14 protein-coding genes are annotated in these 18114 nt (G+C 69.3%); 5 read left to right on the top strand and 9 right to left on the bottom strand.

What is annotated here, in order from left to right; all coding sequences use genetic code 11:
- The first annotated feature begins 263 nt into the window (after nt 1-263).
- The gene (locus tag NQO67_RS00815) at nt 264-3764 is read left to right on the top strand and encodes an alpha-N-acetylglucosaminidase TIM-barrel domain-containing protein (RefSeq protein WP_255945269.1); all 3501 of its coding nucleotides are present in this window, start codon (nt 264-266) and stop codon (nt 3762-3764) included.
- 117 nt (nt 3765-3881) lie between these two features.
- On the opposite strand, the gene NQO67_RS00810 is transcribed toward NQO67_RS00815, so the two are convergent.
- The 3 genes from NQO67_RS00810 to NQO67_RS00800 form a co-directional block, all read right to left on the bottom strand.
- Nucleotides 3882-4616 carry a restriction endonuclease gene (locus NQO67_RS00810; protein ID WP_255945267.1) on the bottom strand — a complete coding sequence of 245 codons (735 nt, stop codon included), beginning with the start codon at nt 4614-4616 and terminating at the stop codon, nt 3882-3884.
- Nucleotides 4613-4822, bottom strand: a complete 210-nt coding sequence (locus NQO67_RS00805) for a hypothetical protein (protein WP_255945265.1) — start codon at nt 4820-4822, stop codon at nt 4613-4615. Before NQO67_RS00805 ends, NQO67_RS00810 begins: the two co-directional genes overlap by 4 nt.
- Before the next feature lie 324 nt (nt 4823-5146).
- Nucleotides 5147-6115 (bottom strand): ArsR/SmtB family transcription factor, encoded by a 969-nt coding sequence (locus NQO67_RS00800; RefSeq protein ID WP_255945263.1) that lies wholly within the window; start codon nt 6113-6115, stop codon nt 5147-5149.
- 219 nt (nt 6116-6334) lie between these two features.
- Between NQO67_RS00800 and NQO67_RS00795 the strand changes: the two genes are divergently transcribed.
- Nucleotides 6335-7273, top strand: coding sequence for an alpha/beta hydrolase (locus tag NQO67_RS00795; protein WP_308295604.1), 939 nt, complete (start codon nt 6335-6337; stop codon nt 7271-7273).
- Between the two features lie 104 nt (nt 7274-7377).
- Here NQO67_RS00795 and NQO67_RS00790 read toward each other — a convergent pair whose 3' ends face one another.
- Nucleotides 7378-8073: an alpha/beta hydrolase gene (locus NQO67_RS00790; protein WP_255945261.1), complete on the bottom strand. Its 696-nt coding sequence runs from the start codon at nt 8071-8073 to the stop codon at nt 7378-7380.
- Between the two features lie 332 nt (nt 8074-8405).
- Here NQO67_RS00790 and NQO67_RS00785 point away from each other — a divergent pair, with 332 nt between their 5' ends.
- The 3 genes from NQO67_RS00785 (at nt 8406) to NQO67_RS00775 (ending at nt 12950) form a co-directional block, all read left to right on the top strand.
- Nucleotides 8406-9635 (top strand): protein kinase domain-containing protein, encoded by a 1230-nt coding sequence (locus NQO67_RS00785; RefSeq protein WP_255945260.1) that lies wholly within the window; start codon nt 8406-8408, stop codon nt 9633-9635.
- 427 nt (nt 9636-10062) lie between these two features.
- Entirely contained in the window at nt 10063-11004 is a 942-nt protein-coding gene (locus tag NQO67_RS00780) for a hypothetical protein (protein ID WP_255945259.1), read from the top strand.
- 443 nt (nt 11005-11447) lie between these two features.
- Nucleotides 11448-12950: an alpha-L-fucosidase gene (locus NQO67_RS00775; RefSeq protein WP_255945258.1), complete on the top strand. Its 1503-nt coding sequence runs from the start codon at nt 11448-11450 to the stop codon at nt 12948-12950.
- 156 nt (nt 12951-13106) lie between these two features.
- Here the strand turns inward: NQO67_RS00775 and NQO67_RS00770 are convergent, their stop codons facing one another.
- From NQO67_RS00770 to NQO67_RS00750, 5 genes are all read right to left on the bottom strand, one after another.
- Complete coding sequence (locus tag NQO67_RS00770; RefSeq protein WP_255945257.1) at nt 13107-13574, bottom strand: SRPBCC family protein; 468 nt, start codon at nt 13572-13574, stop codon at nt 13107-13109.
- 383 nt (nt 13575-13957) lie between these two features.
- Nucleotides 13958-14473, bottom strand: a complete 516-nt coding sequence (locus tag NQO67_RS00765) for a GNAT family N-acetyltransferase (RefSeq protein ID WP_255945256.1) — start codon at nt 14471-14473, stop codon at nt 13958-13960.
- A 405-nt stretch (nt 14474-14878) separates the two neighbouring features.
- Nucleotides 14879-15949 (bottom strand): YwqG family protein, encoded by a 1071-nt coding sequence (locus tag NQO67_RS00760; RefSeq protein ID WP_255946656.1) that lies wholly within the window; start codon nt 15947-15949, stop codon nt 14879-14881.
- Between the two features lie 272 nt (nt 15950-16221).
- Nucleotides 16222-17121: a phosphotransferase gene (locus NQO67_RS00755; protein ID WP_255945255.1), complete on the bottom strand. Its 900-nt coding sequence runs from the start codon at nt 17119-17121 to the stop codon at nt 16222-16224.
- Between the two features lie 482 nt (nt 17122-17603).
- Nucleotides 17604-18062, bottom strand: coding sequence for a winged helix-turn-helix transcriptional regulator (locus NQO67_RS00750; RefSeq protein WP_255945254.1), 459 nt, complete (start codon nt 18060-18062; stop codon nt 17604-17606).
- Nucleotides 18063-18114 lie beyond the last annotated feature (52 nt).

The raw sequence follows: 18114 nt of genomic DNA, 5'->3' as shown, positions 1-18114 counted from the left end.
CGTCGCGCCGAGTAAACCCACGGTCGGGGCGGGCGGGCAAACGCTATTTCCAGAAGCCTGGTTGACGGTGTATACAAGCCGCTGTCAGCATGTGGCCCTTTTTGAAAGGTCGCTTTCACAAGGGAGAGTTGGGGACATCGTCCGTGAATGTGACCACATCATCAGGCCGCACACAGCCGCACGGTGACCGAGGTTCTCGTGGGTTCCTCACCCGCGTCGGTCGCGCGTGGGGCTTTTTCGCCGCAGCCGTCACCGTGACGTTGTTGGGCACCTCGGTGCCGGCACTCGCCACGCCGCAGGCCCCCGCCGGAACCACGCCGCACGCCGCACGCACCACTTCCGCCGCGGCAACCCGGGAGGGCCAGGCATTCGACGGTGCTCCGAGCCACGATGCCCTGGTCCGACTCATCGGTGGGGACCGGGCGGGTCAGGTCAGCCTGAGGACGCTGGACCGCGGCGACGGACCGGACCGGTTCGAGGTGGTGGCGCAGGGCGGCAAGCTCGTCGTCTCCGGGACGAGCCCGGCGGTGCAGCTCACCGGATTCGGCTGGTACCTGCGCCATGTCGCGCACGCCGACGTGGCGATCACCGGCTCGCAGCTGAACCTGCCTGCCGTCCTCCCGCTGCCGGACCAACCGATCCGGCACACCTCCTCCGTCGACCACCGGTTCGCTCTCAACGACACCGACCAGGGGTACGCGGGCGCCTACCTGAGCTGGCCCGAATGGCAGCACCGGATCGACGTGCTCGCCCTGCACGGTATCAACGAGGTCCTCGTCTACGAGGGCCAGGAAGCCGTCTACGAGCAGACGCTCCAACGGTACGGATACTCGGCGCAGGACGCGCGCGCGTGGATTCCGCAGCCGGCTCACCAGTCCTGGTGGCTGCTGGAGAACATGTGCTGTAGCGGTAGCCCCATCTCCCAGCAGCTGATCGATCGGCGTGTCCAGCTCGCGCAGAAGATGACCGGGCGCCTGAGGTCGCTCGGCATGACTCCGGTCCTGCCGGGTTACTTCGGAACCGTCCCCACGGACTTCGAACAGCGCAACCCCGGTGCCGACACCGTCCCCCAGGGCAACTGGGACGGGCTTCAGCGACCCGACTGGCTGGCCCCGACCGATCCGCTCTTCGCGAAGCTGGCGGCCACGTTCTACCAGGTGCAGAGCAGGCTCTTCGGCGACACCACGATGTACAAGATGGACCTCGTCCACGAGGGCGGGACGGCCGGCGACATCGACATCAAGCTGGCCGCGAAGGCGGTGCAGCACGCCCTGAACGTCGCACATCCCGAGGCGCTGTGGGCCATCCTGGGCTGGGAGAAGAATCCGCTCCCCGAGGTGCTCCAGGCCATCGACACGTCGAAGGTGTTCATCGTCGACGGCATGACCGACGAGCCGGCCGTCACCGACCGCGACAAGGACTTCGCCGGCACCTCATGGGCTTTCGGCACGATCTGGAACTTCGGCGGCCACACGAACATCGGCGCCCGGCTGTCGGTGTGGAACCAGAAGTTCTACGAGATGCGGGACCGGCCGGGGTCGGCCGTGAACGGCATCGCCCTGATGCCCGAGGCAATCGACAACAACCCGGCGGCCGTCGCGTTCTTCACCGACATGCCTTGGGAGCAGGGGCCCGTCGACTTCGACTCCTGGTTCGACGACTACGCCACCGCACGCTACGGCGGTGTCGACCCGCACGCACAGCAGGCGTGGCGCACCCTCGCGCACACCGCCTACAGCTGGCCGGCCGACAAGGACTCGCGGCACGTGACCGCGCTCTTCGACGACCAGCCCTCCCTGAGCGACACCGGTACGGCGCTGCCGTACGACAGCACCACCTTCGACCACGCCCTGGGGGAACTGCTCCAGGTCGCACCGGATCTGAGGAACTCCGAGGCCTACCGTTACGACCTGGTCGATGTCGCACGTCAGGTCCTTGCCAACCACAGCCGGCTGCTGCTGCCCCGGATCCGTGCCGCCTACACGGCCCGGGACCAGGCGACCTTCAACAAGCTGAGCGGGCAGTGGCTCGACCAGATGCGGCTCATGGACCGGCTGCTGGGCACGCAGAGCAGCTTCCTGCTCGGTGCCTGGCAGAAGCAGGCGACCCACCAGGCGGGCAACGCCACGGAGGCTGCCGCGCTCGACTACGACCTCAAGTCCCTCGTCACCTTCTGGCAGACCGGGGCCAGCCTCCAGGACTACGCCAGGCGTGAGTTCAACGGGCTGGTCGGTGACTACTACCTGAAACGGTGGCAGCTGTACTTCGACACCCTGGCAACGTCGCTGCGCACCGGTGAGCAGCCGGCGCCGATCGACTGGATGGCCTACGCCGAGAAGTGGGCCCGTGCCGGCACCGCGTACCCGGCGACGCCGAAGGGCGACAGCCACCAGGAGGCGTCGAAGGTCGCGGACCAGGCGGCCGGTGACCTCCACATCAGCATCGACCACAAGGGCCTGAAGCCCGGTGACGCGGCCACGGTCACGGAAACCTTCACCAACACCAACGTCCTCCGGGCCACCGGCAAGCTCGCCCTGAGCCTCGACGCCCCCCAGGGGTTCGATGTCTCGGCAGCCACGCCGGTCTCCACCGAGTCGGTCCCGGCCGGCGGTGAGTTCACCGCCACCTGGACGCTGAGCGCACACGAGGACGCGGAACCGGGAGCCATCAGTACCCTGTCGGCGCACGCCAGCTGGGCCTCGGGCGCGGGCACCGGGGATGCGACGGATGCCACGAGAGTGCTCGTCGGGCAAGGTACCGTGCCGGACGGCTACCTGACGTGGGACAACACCCATGCGACCTTCGCGCACCGCGGCGACGACATCAGTATCGCCGGGGGCGGTGAGGACCTGGGGACGGGCACGTCCCAGTACGCCACGGCGTACCTCCAGAAGGCACTCTCCGACGACTCTGCCATGGCCACCGAGGTCACCTTCCAGGACGGCTCCTCCGAGTACACCCGTGCCGGTCTCATCGCCGGCAACGACCTGTCCGCCCAGGGCACCGGTGGCTTCGCCGACATCGCCGTCACGCCGGGTCACGGGTGCGTGTTCAGCTGGGACTCGGACGGCAACGGCACGCTCGACAGCTCCACGGAGGCCGGAGGTTTCGCACCCCGCGTCTACGTCCGCCTCGCCAAGTCCGGCGACCGCGTCACCGGCTCCTGTAGCAGCGACCGCACCAACTGGACGATCGTCGGCACGGGCACCGTCCCCGGTGCGGCGGCGACCGAGGACGTGGGTCTGTTCAACACTGCCATGAACCGGCTCACCGGGCAGGAGTCCATCGCGACCTTCACCGGTGGAATCACGGCGGCGCCCACGACGTCCCGGGACGCCTCGAAGGACACCCTTCAGAGCCTGAACAAGCCGGTGACGGCGCTGGCCTCGGAGGGCGGTCACCCGCCGACCGCCGCCAACGACGGCAGCCGCGCGAACTCCCCGTACTGGGGCGGTCCGCTCACCCTCGGAGGCACCTGGTGGCAGGTCGACCTCGGTGCAGTCGACGACGTGTCGAAGATCAACGTGCGTAACTACGTCGACGGCAGCCGCAGCTACACCTACCGCGTCGAGGGCAGCGTCGACGGAAAGACGTGGTTCACCCTCGGCGGCAAGTCGGGAACCAGCCCGGCCACCGACACCGGGGACACCACCAACACCGAGGCCCGCGCGCGGTACATCCGTGTGGTCGGCCTGACCAACACCGCCAACAGCACGTTCCACCTGACGGAGGTGAGCGTGTACGGCACCCCGGTGAACCCGTAGGCCCGCCGTTCAACCCTCGACCGTACTTGGCCGTTGTCACTTGGCCGTGGTCGACGGTCTCGGCGGTGGGCAGGGTGGCGGCCGTGGCCGTGTCGCGGGAGCGGGGTGGGAGGCGGCTCAGGAGAGGGCGGTCGGTTTGCGAGGCGGGGGGACGGTGCGGAGCAGTTCCCACAGGGGGCGGGAGCCCGACGCCCACACTGCGAGGGTGTGCCGGTCGACCACGTGGAGCCGCTGCTGCTTGGCGAAGGTGACGGCCGGTGCGGTCACCCGGCCGTTCGTCACGATCACTGCGACGTCGGCGCCGTGGACCTGGCGGGCGGTGCCGTTGAGGACTTGAAGGTCCGGTGTACCCACGGCGGAGCCGGCGAGGCCGTTGCGCCGGTGTTTGCACTGGATCACCCAGTGCCGCCCGAAGGGATCGGTCGCCTTCACGTCGGCGCCCAGGTCACCGCCGCCGCCGACCCGGACCGCGTCCTGGCAGCCGTCACGGCGCATCAGGTCCCGCACCGCTTCCTCGAAGCGAGAGTGGTGCAGGGCGTCCAACTGGCCCATCTGGTAGCGCAGGCCCTGCGCGCGGACCGTTTCCCACCGCGCTCTCTGCTGCCTCTGGTACAGCCAGCCGCCGGCGGCCGGCACCGCGAGCACGCCGATGACGACCAGGATCCACCAGTGGGCCAGCAGCCAGTTGACGACCGTCACCACCAGGGCGACGACCAGGGACACGGCCACGAGAAGCCCGATCAACCGGTCATCCGCGCGGCGCCGCAGCCGCCTGCCGGGCCTACGGCTGCGGCGCCGCCTCGGCGGACGCTTCGCCGGCATCATGCGGCCCTTGCGGTTGCGGGGGCTCATCGGCTGGCCTGCGTGATGCCGTCGGTGAGCTGCTCCAGGATGTTCAGGATTCCCTGGCCTGCCGCAGTGGGGGCGATCAGGACGCCCAGCGCCAGGACGATGACGACGGTCAGCTTCTCGTCGAAGCGGCTGCGGGCCTGCGTACGTCGCCGCAGCCGCACGATGACGACGACGGCGAGCAGCACCGCCACGTCAATGGTCAGCAACCGTCCCCACCTCCCCGAAGACCGGCCATCACCACGGGAAACGCAGCACACCTCCCCCGGACTTCTTGTGTAGCCGCACCGCGGTGATCTAGGAGGCGGATCACCGACGAATGGCACAAAGCCATCGGACTTGGCCGAATAGTGCGCGGGTCGGGATTCACTCGGCGACGTGCCCTGTATCGCACAAGTCTCCGGGCACAACCCCCGTGTATCCCTGGCTCACCAAGCTGCCTGCTCCGGACCTCCTGCCGGTGCCGGAGGCCGGCGGGGAGGCCGGCAGGGAGGCGTGTTCGGCCTGCGCTTGGGGCCAGGTTCTTCGGCGAACTACCGCGGCCGGCCCGCACCCGCGATCAGTGCGCCGAGAGCCGTGCGCCGGTGGGTGACCGAGCGCCCTGTGCGGGTCGTCGTCGCCATGCCTGCCGATCTGAGCGCCGTCACATGGGATGAGGCCGTCGCATTGCTGACGTGGAGGGCGCGGGCCAGGGATGTCGTGGTGTGCGGCTCGGCGAGCAGGCGTAGGGCATCGAGCCGGGTGCGGCCCAGGACGGCGGCCAGGGCCTCCGCGGGGGCGGTCAGGCGGCCTGCGGTGGGCGGCAGACCGGGACCGGCTGGATAGGTCAGGACTGCGGAACGGCCTGGGGTGTCCTGGAGAAGCGGGCCCTGCGGGTGGTGGAAGGTCGGCAGCAGAACCAGGCCGCGTCCGTTGAGACGAACGTCCCGGGCCGGCGCTGCGTCCGGCCATTCCCACACACCCTCGTGGAGCCGGCTGCCCGGGGCCAGGTCGCTCAGCGTGGCGGCCACGCCGTGCTCGGCAACGGCCAGGGCGTAGCGGGTGAACTCCGCACGGTGCAGATCCTGTACGACGGACCAGACCGGAGCGAGGACCGTCTCATACGCGGCCTGCTGGGCACGGCGCAGGGTGCGCCAGGCCGTCTCGTCGCCCGCATGCAGGCCGCGGACCCAACGAGGCGCGAGTCTCGCCCCGTAGACCCGCTCCAGCTCGGAGCGGACGAGGCTTGGGCCGGTGGCGCGGATCTGTTCGAAGCCGTCGGCCATGGTCTCGCCGAGGACGTCGAGGAAGAAAGGCGGGCGGCCTGCGGGAACCAGGTCAGCGAGCGGGTCAGCGGCGGCCGGCAGGGAGCGCAGGGTACGGCCGCGCCACGGTGCGAACAGCGGCCCGCCACGGCGGGTCACGGCAGTCGTCAGGGCGGCGTGCAACTCCTGGAGCGGCGCCGGGCGGGGTGCGAAGCGGACCCGGGCGAAGTCCTCCGCCGTGAAGTGGACTCGCAGCACCCGCACAGCTCCTCGTCCTGGGCCAGCCTTTCGGCGGAGGCCTGAACCTTCGCGTCGTGATGCCCCCATCCCAAGGATGTCCGCATGACTCCTCGACGCACCTTTCTGAAAGGCACCCTATTCGGGAGTGCCGCCGCCCTGCTGCCCACGGGCGCGTCCGCCTCGAGCGGCGGACCGTTCCTCCGGCTCCCCGCGCCCACCGGCCCGTACCCCGTGGGCATGCAGACGGTTCATCTGACGGACCCGGCCCGTACCGACCCGTGGGTGGGCGGCGTGCGGGAGTTGATGCTGACCGTCCTGTACCCGGCCCGAACGGTACGCGGCTTCTCCCGGGCCCCTCAGCTCACCCCGGACGAGGCCGCGGTGTTCGCCGAGTACGCGCCACACGTCCACCCAGGGCTACCGGAGCCGGGAACGGTGGACTGGGGCGCGGTCCTCACCCACGGGCACGTGGGCGCGCCACCGCTGCCCGGACGGCGCCCGGTGCTGGTGTACTCACCGGGCGGCGGCGACTCCCGCACGCTTGGCACAAGCCTCGCCGAGGACTTGACGAGCCACGGACGGGTGGTCGTCCTCGTCGACCACCCCGGTGACGCCTCTCAGGTGGAGCTACCGACGGGGATGCGGACGACTGCCCTGATCGGACCGCCGGACCCGGCGACGTTCCGCACGATGACAGACACGCGGATCGCAGACCTGCGCCTGGTCCTGGACCGGCTCGGCGACCTGCCGCTCGCCCCGGTCATGGACTCCCGCCGGGTCGGCTTGTACGGACACTCCGCAGGTGGCACGGCGGTGGTGTACACGGCGCGTGACGACCGCCGGGTCGGCGCGGTGGCGAACCTGGAGGGCTATCTCGACCTGTACCCGACACCGGCCGGTTCCGACCGGCCGCTGCTGCTGTTCCGCACCGGAGGATTCGAGGGCGCCGCCCGTATCGAGTCCTCCTGGGCCAGCCTTCCCGGCCATCGCGCGCTGCTCGCCGACGCGAACCACTGGGCATTCACCGACTACGGCTCGCTCGTCCCGCAGCTCCAGAGCACCGGTCTGGTGACGGCGGCAACGCGGGCCGCTCTCGTCGGCACCGGCGACGCGGTGGCGACGCTCGCTGAGGTACGGCGCAGGGTGGGGGCTTTCTTCGCCTGCCGTCGGTCGTAGCGGGACGATGAAGTGCGGCAGCCGGAGTACGCCAGAAACAGGCGACGGTGCCGTACCGGGTGCTGGTGGGCCAGTGAATCGAGGCGGCTGGTACGCGGCTGCCGTCACAGGCTCAGCAGCAGGTCCCGGACCGCCGCAGGCTGGGACAGGAACGGGTGGTGGCCGGCGTCGAGCTCGACGACGCTGCCGGCCCGGCGGGCGAACTCGCGCTGCATCTGCGGCGGGGTGCCCCGGTCCTGAGCGCAGACGAGGTACGTCGAGGGCAGCTGCTGCCATGCGGCCGTCCCGACCGGTTGGCCGGTCACCTGCACGCTCTGCCGGGCGAGGTGGTCCGCCGCCTGTGCCTGGACCTCGGGGTCGCAGTCATGCAGGAACGTGTCCACGAGCAGCTCGGTGCGGACCCCGAACGTGCCGGCGTCGGGGTCGACGTCCAGGAACGGGGCGGGGCTGCCGTCCCCGAAGTCCGCCAGGCTCTGCCCGACCTCGGGCAGATAACTGGAGACCAGCAGCAGGTGGCGCACCGACCCGATTCCCGCGGCGGCTTCCGCGATGACGATGCCTCCGTAGCTGTGGGCGACCACGACGGTCGGCTCGTCGCCGGCCTCCAACACCTGCCGCACCGCGGCAACATCCTCGGGAAGCCCCGGACCGCCGACGCCGCCGGGCAGGCCAGCCTCGCCGCAACTCGGTAGCGCCGGGGCCACGCTCGGCACCCCCCGCTCCTGCAACAGATCGGCGGTGCGATGCCACCACCACGATCCGTCCCGCACACACGCCCCGTGCACGAACACGACTCTCATCGCCACCTCCACGTCAGCCACTCTCCGAAAGACGGACCTGCGATCACAGGCTCCCACCCGGAACGCTCCCACCGCCGGTCCGCCCCGCCGCCCCTGCCGTAGCGCATATGGATCAACCCACCCACCACACCACCGGACCCGCTGACGAAACGTCACCGCACACCGCAACAAGCCACCGGACGTCTCGCTCGGGTTGGCGGCCACCACCGCGACCAGGGCCCGGGACAGCCGGTAGACCAGCTGGCACGACAAGCCCAGCCCGTACCCGCGCACACGCTTGGACAAGTAATCTGACCATCGGAGGCATTGGGGCGAGGGAGAAGGAAAAGTGCGTGGACGGAACCGGGTCGCATGCCACCACCCACATAGGTCCGTACACGGTGGAGCGGTTACTCGGCGAAGGCGGCATGGGGGTCGTCTACCTGGCGAGATCACGAGGTGGTCGCCAGGTCGCGGTGAAGGTGGCACGCTCCGAACTCGCCCGCGACCCCGGCTTCCGTGACCGGTTCCGCGCCGAGGTGGAGGCCGCCCGAAAGGTCGGTGGCTTCCACACGGCGCCGGTCGTGAACGCCGACCCGGACGCCGAGACCCCCTGGCTGGCCACCGCCTACATCCCGGGCCCCACACTCGCCACCCTGCTCACCACGCTCGGCCCCATGGACGAGGCACGGATACGCACCCTGGGCGCCGCCCTCGCCGAGGCACTGCAAGCAATCCACGCCTGCGGACTGGTCCACCGTGACCTGAAGCCCGGGAACATCATCATGGCCGCCGACGGCCCACGCGTCCTCGACTTCGGGATCACCCGGGCTGTCGAGAACTCCCGCCTGACCATGACCGGCACCGGCATGGGCACACCCGGCTTCCTCGCCCCCGAGCAGGCCGAGGGCCTCGACGTGACCGGCGCGGCCGACGTGTTCGCCCTGGGGGCTGTCCTCGTCGCCGCAGCAGGCGGCAAGGCGTTCGGCGACGGCACGCCCATGGCACTGATGTACCGGTCGGTCCACCACGACGCCGACGTGAGCACCGTCCCCGTGGCCCTGCGACCTGTCGTCGAGGCGTGCCTGGCCAAAGACCCCGGCCGACGCCCAACGCCCGAGCACCTTCTCGAAACCCTGACCGGCGATGCACCACCGCCGGCAGCACCCGTCATCCTCCCGCCGGGCCCACCGCACTACGCCCCAACTGTCGCGTCCCCGACACCGACGCCTGATTTCGGGCCTCCTGGGATTCAGCACGCGCCAACCGTCCTCTCGCGGGCGCCAGCCGGTCAGGGAGAACCCGAGTTTCTGGCGATGGACCGCAAGAACGCGATCCTGGCGGACACCAACGGCATGTCCCTCGGCCTGAACGGAACCACCGTCGACCTGCCCTGGCCGCTCATCGCCCAGGTCACGTACGGCCAAACCATCCGCACCCTCGGCTACGCACTCACCGTGTCCGTCGATACGAGCCATGGCCAGAGGTATGCGTGTTCGGTGCGTACTCGCACCGCCGAACAGCTCGAGTCATGGATCGACGGCCTTGAAGAACTGCTCAGCCGCTACCGGCCCACTGAGTGAGGGGTGAGCTGACAGTGCGCGATCTTGGTAAGTGCCATCAACCACCGTGCGCCGAGGCCTAGTTGAAGTCTGCCGAGATGGCTTTGGTCGGTGCGGTTGAGGGCGGTGGCGCTGCTGGTGTGATCGAGGTGGGTCTCGGCCAGGCCGCGGCAGCGGGCTCGGCGTGCTCCGGTGCTGTGGGCGGCCTGGTGGACGTGCCCTCGATGCCGGCGCGGAGCGCGTAGCCCCTTGCCAGGTTCCGTCCTCTTGCTGTGCACGGGCAGCGCGGATGGCCTCGGTGAGCTCACGAGGTCAGAGCTGAGCCGGCGGCCCGGGGAGCGGCTGCCGACCGACTGCGCGCCCGGTAGTACGGGGTTTGTCGTCCGGAACCGTGGCCGGGCTGGGCGCGTCTGTCTCCGGGACCGTGGAAGGGACGCCCGTGACGCCCATGAGCATCGACCCACCCAGCACCTCCGTGCCGCGGCCCGCGGGCGACCCGCCGCTGCCGTACACGCCGCTGTGGCGACGGCTGCGTGAGGATGAATGGCCGTCGCCGGGTGAGGTGTTGAGGGGGCGGCGGGCGCAGGTACGCCCCGGGGTGCTGCTGGTGCTGGTCTTCCCGTGCCTGTGGTGGCTGACCGTGCCGCTGCTGGTGGGCTACCAGCTGGCCCGTACGGCCCGCCGCATGGCGCGCCGGGTCTTTCCCGTACGCCCGGCAGGACGGCGCGAGGATCCCGAGGTGTCCCGGGTGCAGCGGGTGAGGGCCTGGTTGGCCCTCGTCCTTTCGGTGGCGCTGCTGTCCGCGTTCGGAGGCTGGCAGGACCTGCCCGGACAGTTCCTGCAACAGCTCGTATTCGCGCCTTGGTTGGCGCTGGTGAGTGCCGTGGTGGTGGTGACGCTGCTCTTCTGGGCAGCCAGGCCCGGGACACGGCGGGCCATGCGGACACAGCTGTGGCCGGCCGGCAAGTCGGCCCTGTGGTACTTCGGCGCCTGGACGCTGGTGCCGATAATCTTCACAGCGGCGGGCCACGGGATGGAGCTGCTGCCCAGCACCGTCGACGGGTGGTTCGGGCTGCTGCTCTGGGTGTCCGTGATGTTCGGGTGTTGGGCGCCGTTCTGGTGGGTGATCTTTTTCCTCTGCTTCGCCACCGGCCCCTTGCTGCGGCACGCCTTCAACCTGTCCGCCGTGCACGCGGCGCTGCCCGCGCTGGTCACCACCGTCCTGGTCTGGGTGTTCGCCTTTCTCCGTCTGCCGTCGGGAGGGCTGCCGCCGGGCCCGGTGCCGCTCGCGGTCTGCGTGTTCCTCGGAGGGCCGGTGTCGGTGACCGCCTTGGCCTGGTGGGAGATCCACCGGCTGCGGCGGCGGCACGGGGTGCGGTGGCGGGGTTAGCGCCGCGGAGTTGCGCGCCCTGCGGCCGGACACCGCGGAGGCCGCCGCGGTGCGCTCGGGCACCGGTGCGGCACCTCGGCCGCGAGCGCCTCCTCCCGCCCGGTCACGTGTCGCCCTTTCCCGGCAAGCAGCGATCCGCCTCGGCCCACCGCTCGAGCGAGTGGCACGGGCCTCTTGCGGCAGCCGTGTGGCGAAGTTCGACTCCCCGACGATACATAGGATGTATCGAGGTCGGTCAGAGCGACCTGCTGATCACCGCACCTCCGCCGCCCCCTGGCATCTGCGCACGGAATCGGACGAGAGCCGACTGCACATGAAGGTTGACCCGGCGCCTACCGCGGAACCCCTTGACGCCTCCGTAACCACAAGTTAACAATTCATCGGATCTGTTCATGGTTTCTTTCACTCTCGTCATCCCTGACATTCGACGAAGGGGACCTCCCATGTCCGGACATAATGCCACCAAGCGCAACTTCCTCCATAGAACAGGCGCAATCGGCGCGGGCGCCGCAATCGCATCGTTCGCAGGCCGGCAGGCAGCGTCCGCATCCACCGCTGCCCCGCTCCTGCACGCACCCGGTCCGTACGTCCCGACGCCCGAGTCGCTCGCGGGACACACGGCGGCCCGGTGGTTTCGCGACGCGAAGTTCGGCGTTTTCATCCACTGGGGCGTCTATTCGGTCCCCGCCTGGGGCACCAACGTCGCCTACCACGCCGCGGAGTGGTACTCGTACGCGATGCACATCGGCGACCCCGGCATCGACCAGAGCTACCAGCACCACCTGGAGACCTACGGCGCGGACGTCAACTACGACGACTTCATCCCGCGGTTCCGGGCCGAGCGCTACGACGCCCGGGACTGGATCGAGCTCATCGAGCGCGCCGGCGCACGGTACTTCGTGCTGACGTCCAAGCACCACGACGGCTTCCAGCTCTTCCCCAACACCGCGTCCGACCGCAACTCGGTCGTGCTGGGGCCCCGACGCGACCTGGTCGGAGAGCTGTTCCACGCCGCGCGTTCGAGCCACCTCAAGCGCGGGATCTACCACTCGCTCGGCGAGTTCTTCAACCCCGCGCTGCAAACGCCTCCGTGGAACCCGTACACCAAGGCACCGATACCGTATGCCGGCTACAAGCCGGTCCAGAACTACGTCGACGACTATCTGCACGTCATGCTCAAGACGCTGGTCGAGCGCTACGACCCCGACCTTCTGTGGGCCGACGGCGAGCACTGGCACGCAGATCTCGGCGCGGGCCCGGTATTCAAACCTGAGGACATGGACTGGCGCGGCAACGAGATCCTCGCCTACTACTACAACCAGGCCGCCTCCCGGCCCCACCCGAAGGAGGTTCTCGTCAACGACCGCTTCGAGGCGAGTCACCGCGACTACGCGACGCTCGAGGGCGACAAGTCGGGCTACTCGCTGCGGGCCGACAAATGGGAGGCGTGCCTGACGCTGGGCCGCTCATGGGGCTATGACACCAACGAGGACCCGGCCTCCGTCAAATCGTCACCGCGGATCGTGCAGTTGCTCGTCGACATCGTCAGCAAGAACGGCAACCTGCTCCTCAACATCGGTCCGAGAGCCGACGGGTCGATTCCGTCCTGGCAATCCGAGCGGCTGCTGGACGTCGGTGCATGGCTCGACAGAAACGGTGCCGCCATCTACGACACCGTTCCCTGGAGTCGCGCCGCGGACGGTGATCTGCGCTACACCGTCTCCGAGCACTCGTTCAACGTCCTCGGTCTGAGCTGGCCCGGCACGCTGCTCACACTGCCGGGAGACCTGCCGCTCGACTCCGGCTCGCGGATGCGGCTGCTGGGCGCGGAAGGACACCGAATCCCCTTCCGCAATACCGACTCCGGCGTGGAAGTCCAGCTTCCCAGCCGCAACCCGAACGGCGACGGCTACCCGTTCGTACTACAGATCACGAAGCGTTCCTGACAACTGGCTCGGCCCATGGCCGTCAAGAGGCTCACCGACGGCGTCGATGAGCTGCCGGCGTTCTACGACTTCCCCGCGGAACACTGGGTTCACTGAGTTCACTGGGTTCGCTGGGTTCATCAGTGCACGACGAATCCGGGGCGCAACCGACTCGAGTCAGCCGACCGCTTCGACGTACGACGCCAGGTTGGCCAGCGAGGAGGCGATCCCTGCTTCGTGGTCCGCTTGGTCGATACCGGGTGGCACGTCCGTGGCGGTGACGGTCACCTCGGTCCCGTCACCGGCAACGGCGAGTTGCCAGGTCATCGTCATGGTGCCCGCGTACGACGGGTCGTCGGCCTCGAACACCGCCCGCTGCACCACGCGCTCCGGTGGCACCAGGTCGGCGAACCGGACGTCGACTACATCCGTCGCGTCCGAGGTCTTGCCCGGGCTGTCGGTGGGGGCGAGGTAGGTGAGGACCATCCGGAACCCGCCGCCAGGCCGGGGATCCCACCGTTCGACCCGCCCGCGCATGCCGTCCGGCGGCAGCCAGGCCTCCAGCGACTCCCGGTCGAGGAGGGCGCCGTAGACAGTCGCCGGTGGTGCCGCGATCACCCGGCTGGCGCGGTCGGTCCTGCTCATGGCCCGATCCTAGGACCAGAGAGGTTCCGCTGGGCCCATACTCATCGAACGACGCGCCGAAGAAACCAGCCAGGAACCAGGACTCGACCAGGACTCGACCAACAAGTCGTATGACACGCCGATCCACATCCACAGGTCTTGCCCATTCCTCCCACGAGCGGCCGAGGTTCCTGCGGCCTGCGGCCTGCGGCCTCGCCACACTGGCCAATGGCCTGGCCGGACGGCACGAGACAAGCATCGAACTCGGCTGGCCTGATGGCAGCGGTGCTGGGCTCGGTCGCTCCCTGTTGCATCACGCACTCACCTTGCTCCCCGCTTTGCTCCCCGCTGGCCGCGCGACTGTGACGGGGCCCTGGAGGGGCGTGCTTCCAGGGCCCCGGGGCTCAGCGCTGGTCGCGGTCCTGGCTTGTGAGCCTGAACCGGGCTGTGTTCTCCTCGGTGGCCCAGCGGTGGAAGCCGGCCTTCTCCAGCACGTGGATTGAGGACGGGTTCGACAGTTCCACGCTGGCGGACACGGTGTGGACGTCCGGTGCGGTGAGGGCAAACTCGGTCAGGGCCTCGGTGGCCTCGGTGGCATAGCCCCGACCGCGGCGGGAAGCCACGATGCCGTATCCGATTTCGAGGATTCCCTCGCTGGGCGGCCAGAACAGGCCGATCGAGCCGACCACCAGGCCGCTGTCACGCTCGATGATCAGACGGTGGCCATGTTCACCGAGCCAGGCGGGGTTCTGGCCGAGAAGACCCGCGATGACGCGGTCGCCTTCGGCGGGGAAATCGTCCGCCCACTGGGCCCACCTGGTGTCGTCGAGGACTGCGGTGGCCTCGGCCATGGTCCAGGGCCGGAGAACGAGGTGTTCGGTGGTCAGTTGATCGCGAGGCGCTGAAGTGGAGGAAGACATGTGTCACTCCTGGTCGTTGAAACGACCCGGACCGCGCTCTGCGAGCGCCGCTGACGCGCGGGCCGGACGAGGGCATGCTGAAGACGGCCGACGGCGGCCATATTCATCAACCTCCCCGTCCCGTGATCGCGCGCCTCTCGCGCTGGCGTGACGGTAGCGACCTCTCCCCAGACCGGGCAAAGCGTTTTCGGCGTGACCCGGCGTGGTCGTCGCGCTCGAGTCTCCGTCGGCCGCGAGCCGGACCTGCCGCCCTTCGGTGCCGTCACCTAGATCCTCCTGGCATCGGGCTTGGGTCGGTGTCAGTCCAGCCAGAAGATCAGCGCGTCGTCGTCCTGCGCTCCTGCTGGAAGTACGGCGCTTGGAGGAAGGCCCTACTGGAGGGGAGGGTGTGGCAGGCCCGGCAGTTCATTGGATCAGGTCGGTGTGTGGGTGCTCGGGAGAGGTCGGGCAAACGTAGAGCTGCATGTTGTCCGTGCTGCCCACTTCGACCTTCGTCGGCTGCGCCGGGTCCTGGCCGGCGCGATGACCGGCAGCGTAGGCGGCGGCTTGGTCTTCGTACGGCGCCCAGCCGCGTCGCTCACCACCGTCCCATTCGAAGGAGGCGATGGTCAGCAGCGGGGCCATCTGGGCGTCGCAGACAGTGCAGTACCGGCGGTACGGGTCGGTGCGGCCCCATGGCGGCCAGCCCCCGACCTTCCATCCGGGAGCGTCGGCCAGATTGCCGTCATAGAACTCCCCCGGATACTCCGCGTACGAGCAGTCCACGTCCACGCCGGCTGTCTGCCATCTGCTCCAGTCCCCCACCGCCCGCCTCATCTCCGGGCTCAGATCAAGGCTGTTGGGGTACTCGGTGACTGCTTCTGGTGCCAGCAGGCAGGGCTCCGGCACATAGCCCGGGTAGTTCGCCTCATACGGTTCCGGTGGCGTGGCGAGGACATCGACGACCGAGGCGGCGGACCGCCAGAACACCGCAGTCGCGGGCTTCCAATCCGGAGCGTGGTCGTAGGGACACCAGAGGACCTGGAGCAGATCGGCCTCTCCGGGCGGCCGCAACAGGGGTATGTCGCGCAGATACAGCTGAGCCACGGGCAACATGGGGGTCGGGCACTCCGCGGGCCGAGGAGGGCCGGTGTCGAGTCGCTTCGCGAGCCGCGCGGCATTCTGTTCCCTGATCGCCTCCTCCTCGGGCGTGAACTCGGGGCCATGGGGATCATGGTGCAGCCGAGCCAGCCTGCGCCTCGACAGCCGCACGTCTGCCGGCGACCGGCGGAACCCGCTGTCCAGGTGCTCGCCTTCGCAGTGCGGCCACGGCTCCTCAGCTGGCCACAGCAACGGCCCCCCGACCGAGCTCTCCCCTGTCGAGGGCGACCCGGGACGGGGGTGCAGCCGAATCGCAGGCCGCGCCAACGGAGCCAGCTCGGGAAAGACCGCGGTCATCTCGACAGGCCGCGGCGGAGTCGTACGTACGTAGACCATGCCGGTGATCCTGCCACCGGCCACCGACAGTCCCCAGCCATCTCGATCGGCATCGACGCGCAACCGACCGCAAGGCCCACCACCCGCCCGAGCCGCGGTGACAACGAGTCTGCCGATGAGACAGCTACCGTGCCTCGGCCCCACGCTGCCCCGGAACCAAGGCTTGCGCCGCCCGACATCACGAGTTCAAGTTCAGTAGCCGGTGGCGGACGCTCCCGTCTCGTCAGCCGGGGAGAGCCGGGTCGATATGCCGATATGCCGACATGGCGACGTCAAAGGCCCTTCAGGACGCGATCGAGTGCCGACCGGCCTGCGGGCCCCCAGTTCGGCTTGCCGCCGGGCAGGCCGCGGTCCCCGTTCTGGCCCATCAACATCAGGAACAGGCTCTTCATCGCGGCCAGCCCACGCGCCCGTCGGACCGCCGCCTCATCCGCTTGTGCGTAGCGCTCGAAGAATCGTGCGGCGCCGCCCGCGGGGAGCAGTAGCCAGGCGGCCGCAAGATCCCACGCCGGGTCGCCGGCGAAGACCGCGCCGAAGTCGACGACGCCTGCCAGTGTGCCGTCCGCGACGACGACGTTCGCGGGATGCAGGTCGCCGTGCACCCACACCCGCGGGCCCTCCCACTCGCCAGCCGCGACCGCGTCGTCCCACACGGCCCGAATGTCGTACTCGGCGAAGCGGCCGAGGTCCACGGCCGTCAGGAAGTTCTCGAAACCGGCCGTGCATTCCTTGGGGTGACCGCCGCGGTCCGAGGCGTCCGGCGCCTCGGCGGGCGCCTCCTCATGCAGCGCTTCGAGGAAGGCCGCCAGCGTGTCCGCCGCGTGGTCGCCGCGGGTGATCGAGCCGTGGTCCAGGGGCGTGCCGTCAACCCACGTCATGACGGTCCAGATCTTGGGGAAGCGCTCGGACGGTGCGCCGCTGCGCACCGGAGTCGGGATCGGAAGCGGCAGGCGCGGGGCCAGCACCGGCAGCCAGCGGCGCTCCTTGAGCTGTGGATCGGGGCCCTTGTCCATCCGCTGCATCCGGACGGCCAGCTCGTCCCCGAGGCGCCACATCTGGTTGCCCCAGCCGCCCGCCACCTCGCGGATGGGCAGCTCGGCCAGGTCCGGATGCTGCTCCCGCAGCAGGTCGCGGACCAGATCTTCGCTGGTCTCGATCTCGGATGCGATCATGCGGAGTCACAGTACTCGAGGCAGGCAGAGCCGATCTTGTACTCGAGGCAGGCAGAGCCGATCTTGTCCTCTTGTTCTATGTCCTCTGTCCTGTGTTCTGTGTCCTCTTGTCCTGTGTCCTGTGTCCTGTGTCCTGTGTCCTCTGTTCTGTGTCTTGCGTTCTGTGTCCTGTGACATCGCGTCTTGAGTAAGTGACACCGAGGTTTGAGCGGTGGCTCGTTGAGGCTGTCGGGGATCGTGAGATGCGCAGGCAGGCCGTGGGGTCTCCTGGTGGCTCCGAACGCGCCTCGTCCCCACCCCGCCGAGTTTGGCGACTACCGGTGAGACCGGGCGCACAGCTTGGACGTCCTTGCTCGGCAGCCAGGTCATGACCGCCGCCGTCGCGGCCGAGCTGCGCTGCCCTTGCGGGCGATGCGGTGCCGGATGCCTCGCTTGCTCAGCCTGTAGGGCCGGCTGGGAGTGTCAGGCGGCTTCCCGTGCGGTCAGCGCTCGTGCAGCACGGAGGTCGTATCGACGTTCACGGGCCTGCCGTGCGCGTCGGTGGGACGCAGCTCCGGAAGCGGGAGACCGCTTTCATCAACGAGAACTGAGTGGGTTTCAGCTGGTGCGAAGGCGTGCCGTTCGCCCCACTGACGCGCCGCCACGATCACGGCGAAGAGGTCTCGGCCCGCGTCTGTGAGGACGTAGTGCTGTCGCCGCCCTGTCGGGGCGGTCCGCCGGTCGAGGATCCCTCGTTCGATCAGGCGTCGCAGGCGGTCGGTGAGGATGTTTCGAGCGATTCCGGTGCGGTGCTGGAAGTCGGTGAACGCTCGCGCACCGTCCATCGCGTCTCGAATGATCAGCAGGCTCCAACGATCTCCGACCAGGTCGAGCGTGCGTGCGACGGGGCAGGCGGGGTCGGTCCAGGACATCCCCTCGGCACGGGGCGCTGTGCGAGCCATCACTCCTCCTGAAGAGTTGCGGAACGAAACCATTCTGCCGTACCTTCATTTC

Origin of the sequence: Streptomyces odontomachi, assembly GCF_024435355.1 — a bacterium.
GTDB classification, from domain to species: Bacteria; Actinomycetota; Actinomycetes; order Streptomycetales; family Streptomycetaceae; genus Streptomyces; species Streptomyces odontomachi.
The sequence above is the reverse complement of the archived record's forward strand: the minus strand, read 5'-3'. Positions and strand labels throughout refer to the sequence as shown.

What these genes read in the sequence shown, in the direction of transcription:
- NQO67_RS00765 (WP_255945256.1), bottom strand. Translation starts at nt 14,473, where the DNA reads ATGTCTTCCTCCACTTCAGCGCCTCGCGATCAACTGACCACCGAACAC.
- NQO67_RS00775 (WP_255945258.1), top strand. Translation starts at nt 11,448, where the DNA reads ATGTCCGGACATAATGCCACCAAGCGCAACTTCCTCCATAGAACAGGC.
- NQO67_RS00750 (WP_255945254.1), bottom strand. Translation starts at nt 18,062, where the DNA reads ATGGCTCGCACAGCGCCCCGTGCCGAGGGGATGTCCTGGACCGACCCC.
- NQO67_RS00795 (WP_308295604.1), top strand. Translation starts at nt 6,335, where the DNA reads ATGCAGACGGTTCATCTGACGGACCCGGCCCGTACCGACCCGTGGGTG.
- NQO67_RS00790 (WP_255945261.1), bottom strand. Translation starts at nt 8,073, where the DNA reads ATGAGAGTCGTGTTCGTGCACGGGGCGTGTGTGCGGGACGGATCGTGG.
- NQO67_RS00755 (WP_255945255.1), bottom strand. Translation starts at nt 17,121, where the DNA reads ATGATCGCATCCGAGATCGAGACCAGCGAAGATCTGGTCCGCGACCTG.
- NQO67_RS00780 (WP_255945259.1), top strand. Translation starts at nt 10,063, where the DNA reads ATGAGCATCGACCCACCCAGCACCTCCGTGCCGCGGCCCGCGGGCGAC.
- NQO67_RS00760 (WP_255946656.1), bottom strand. Translation starts at nt 15,949, where the DNA reads ATGGTCTACGTACGTACGACTCCGCCGCGGCCTGTCGAGATGACCGCG.
- NQO67_RS00810 (WP_255945267.1), bottom strand. Translation starts at nt 4,616, where the DNA reads ATGAGCCCCCGCAACCGCAAGGGCCGCATGATGCCGGCGAAGCGTCCG.
- NQO67_RS00770 (WP_255945257.1), bottom strand. Translation starts at nt 13,574, where the DNA reads ATGAGCAGGACCGACCGCGCCAGCCGGGTGATCGCGGCACCACCGGCG.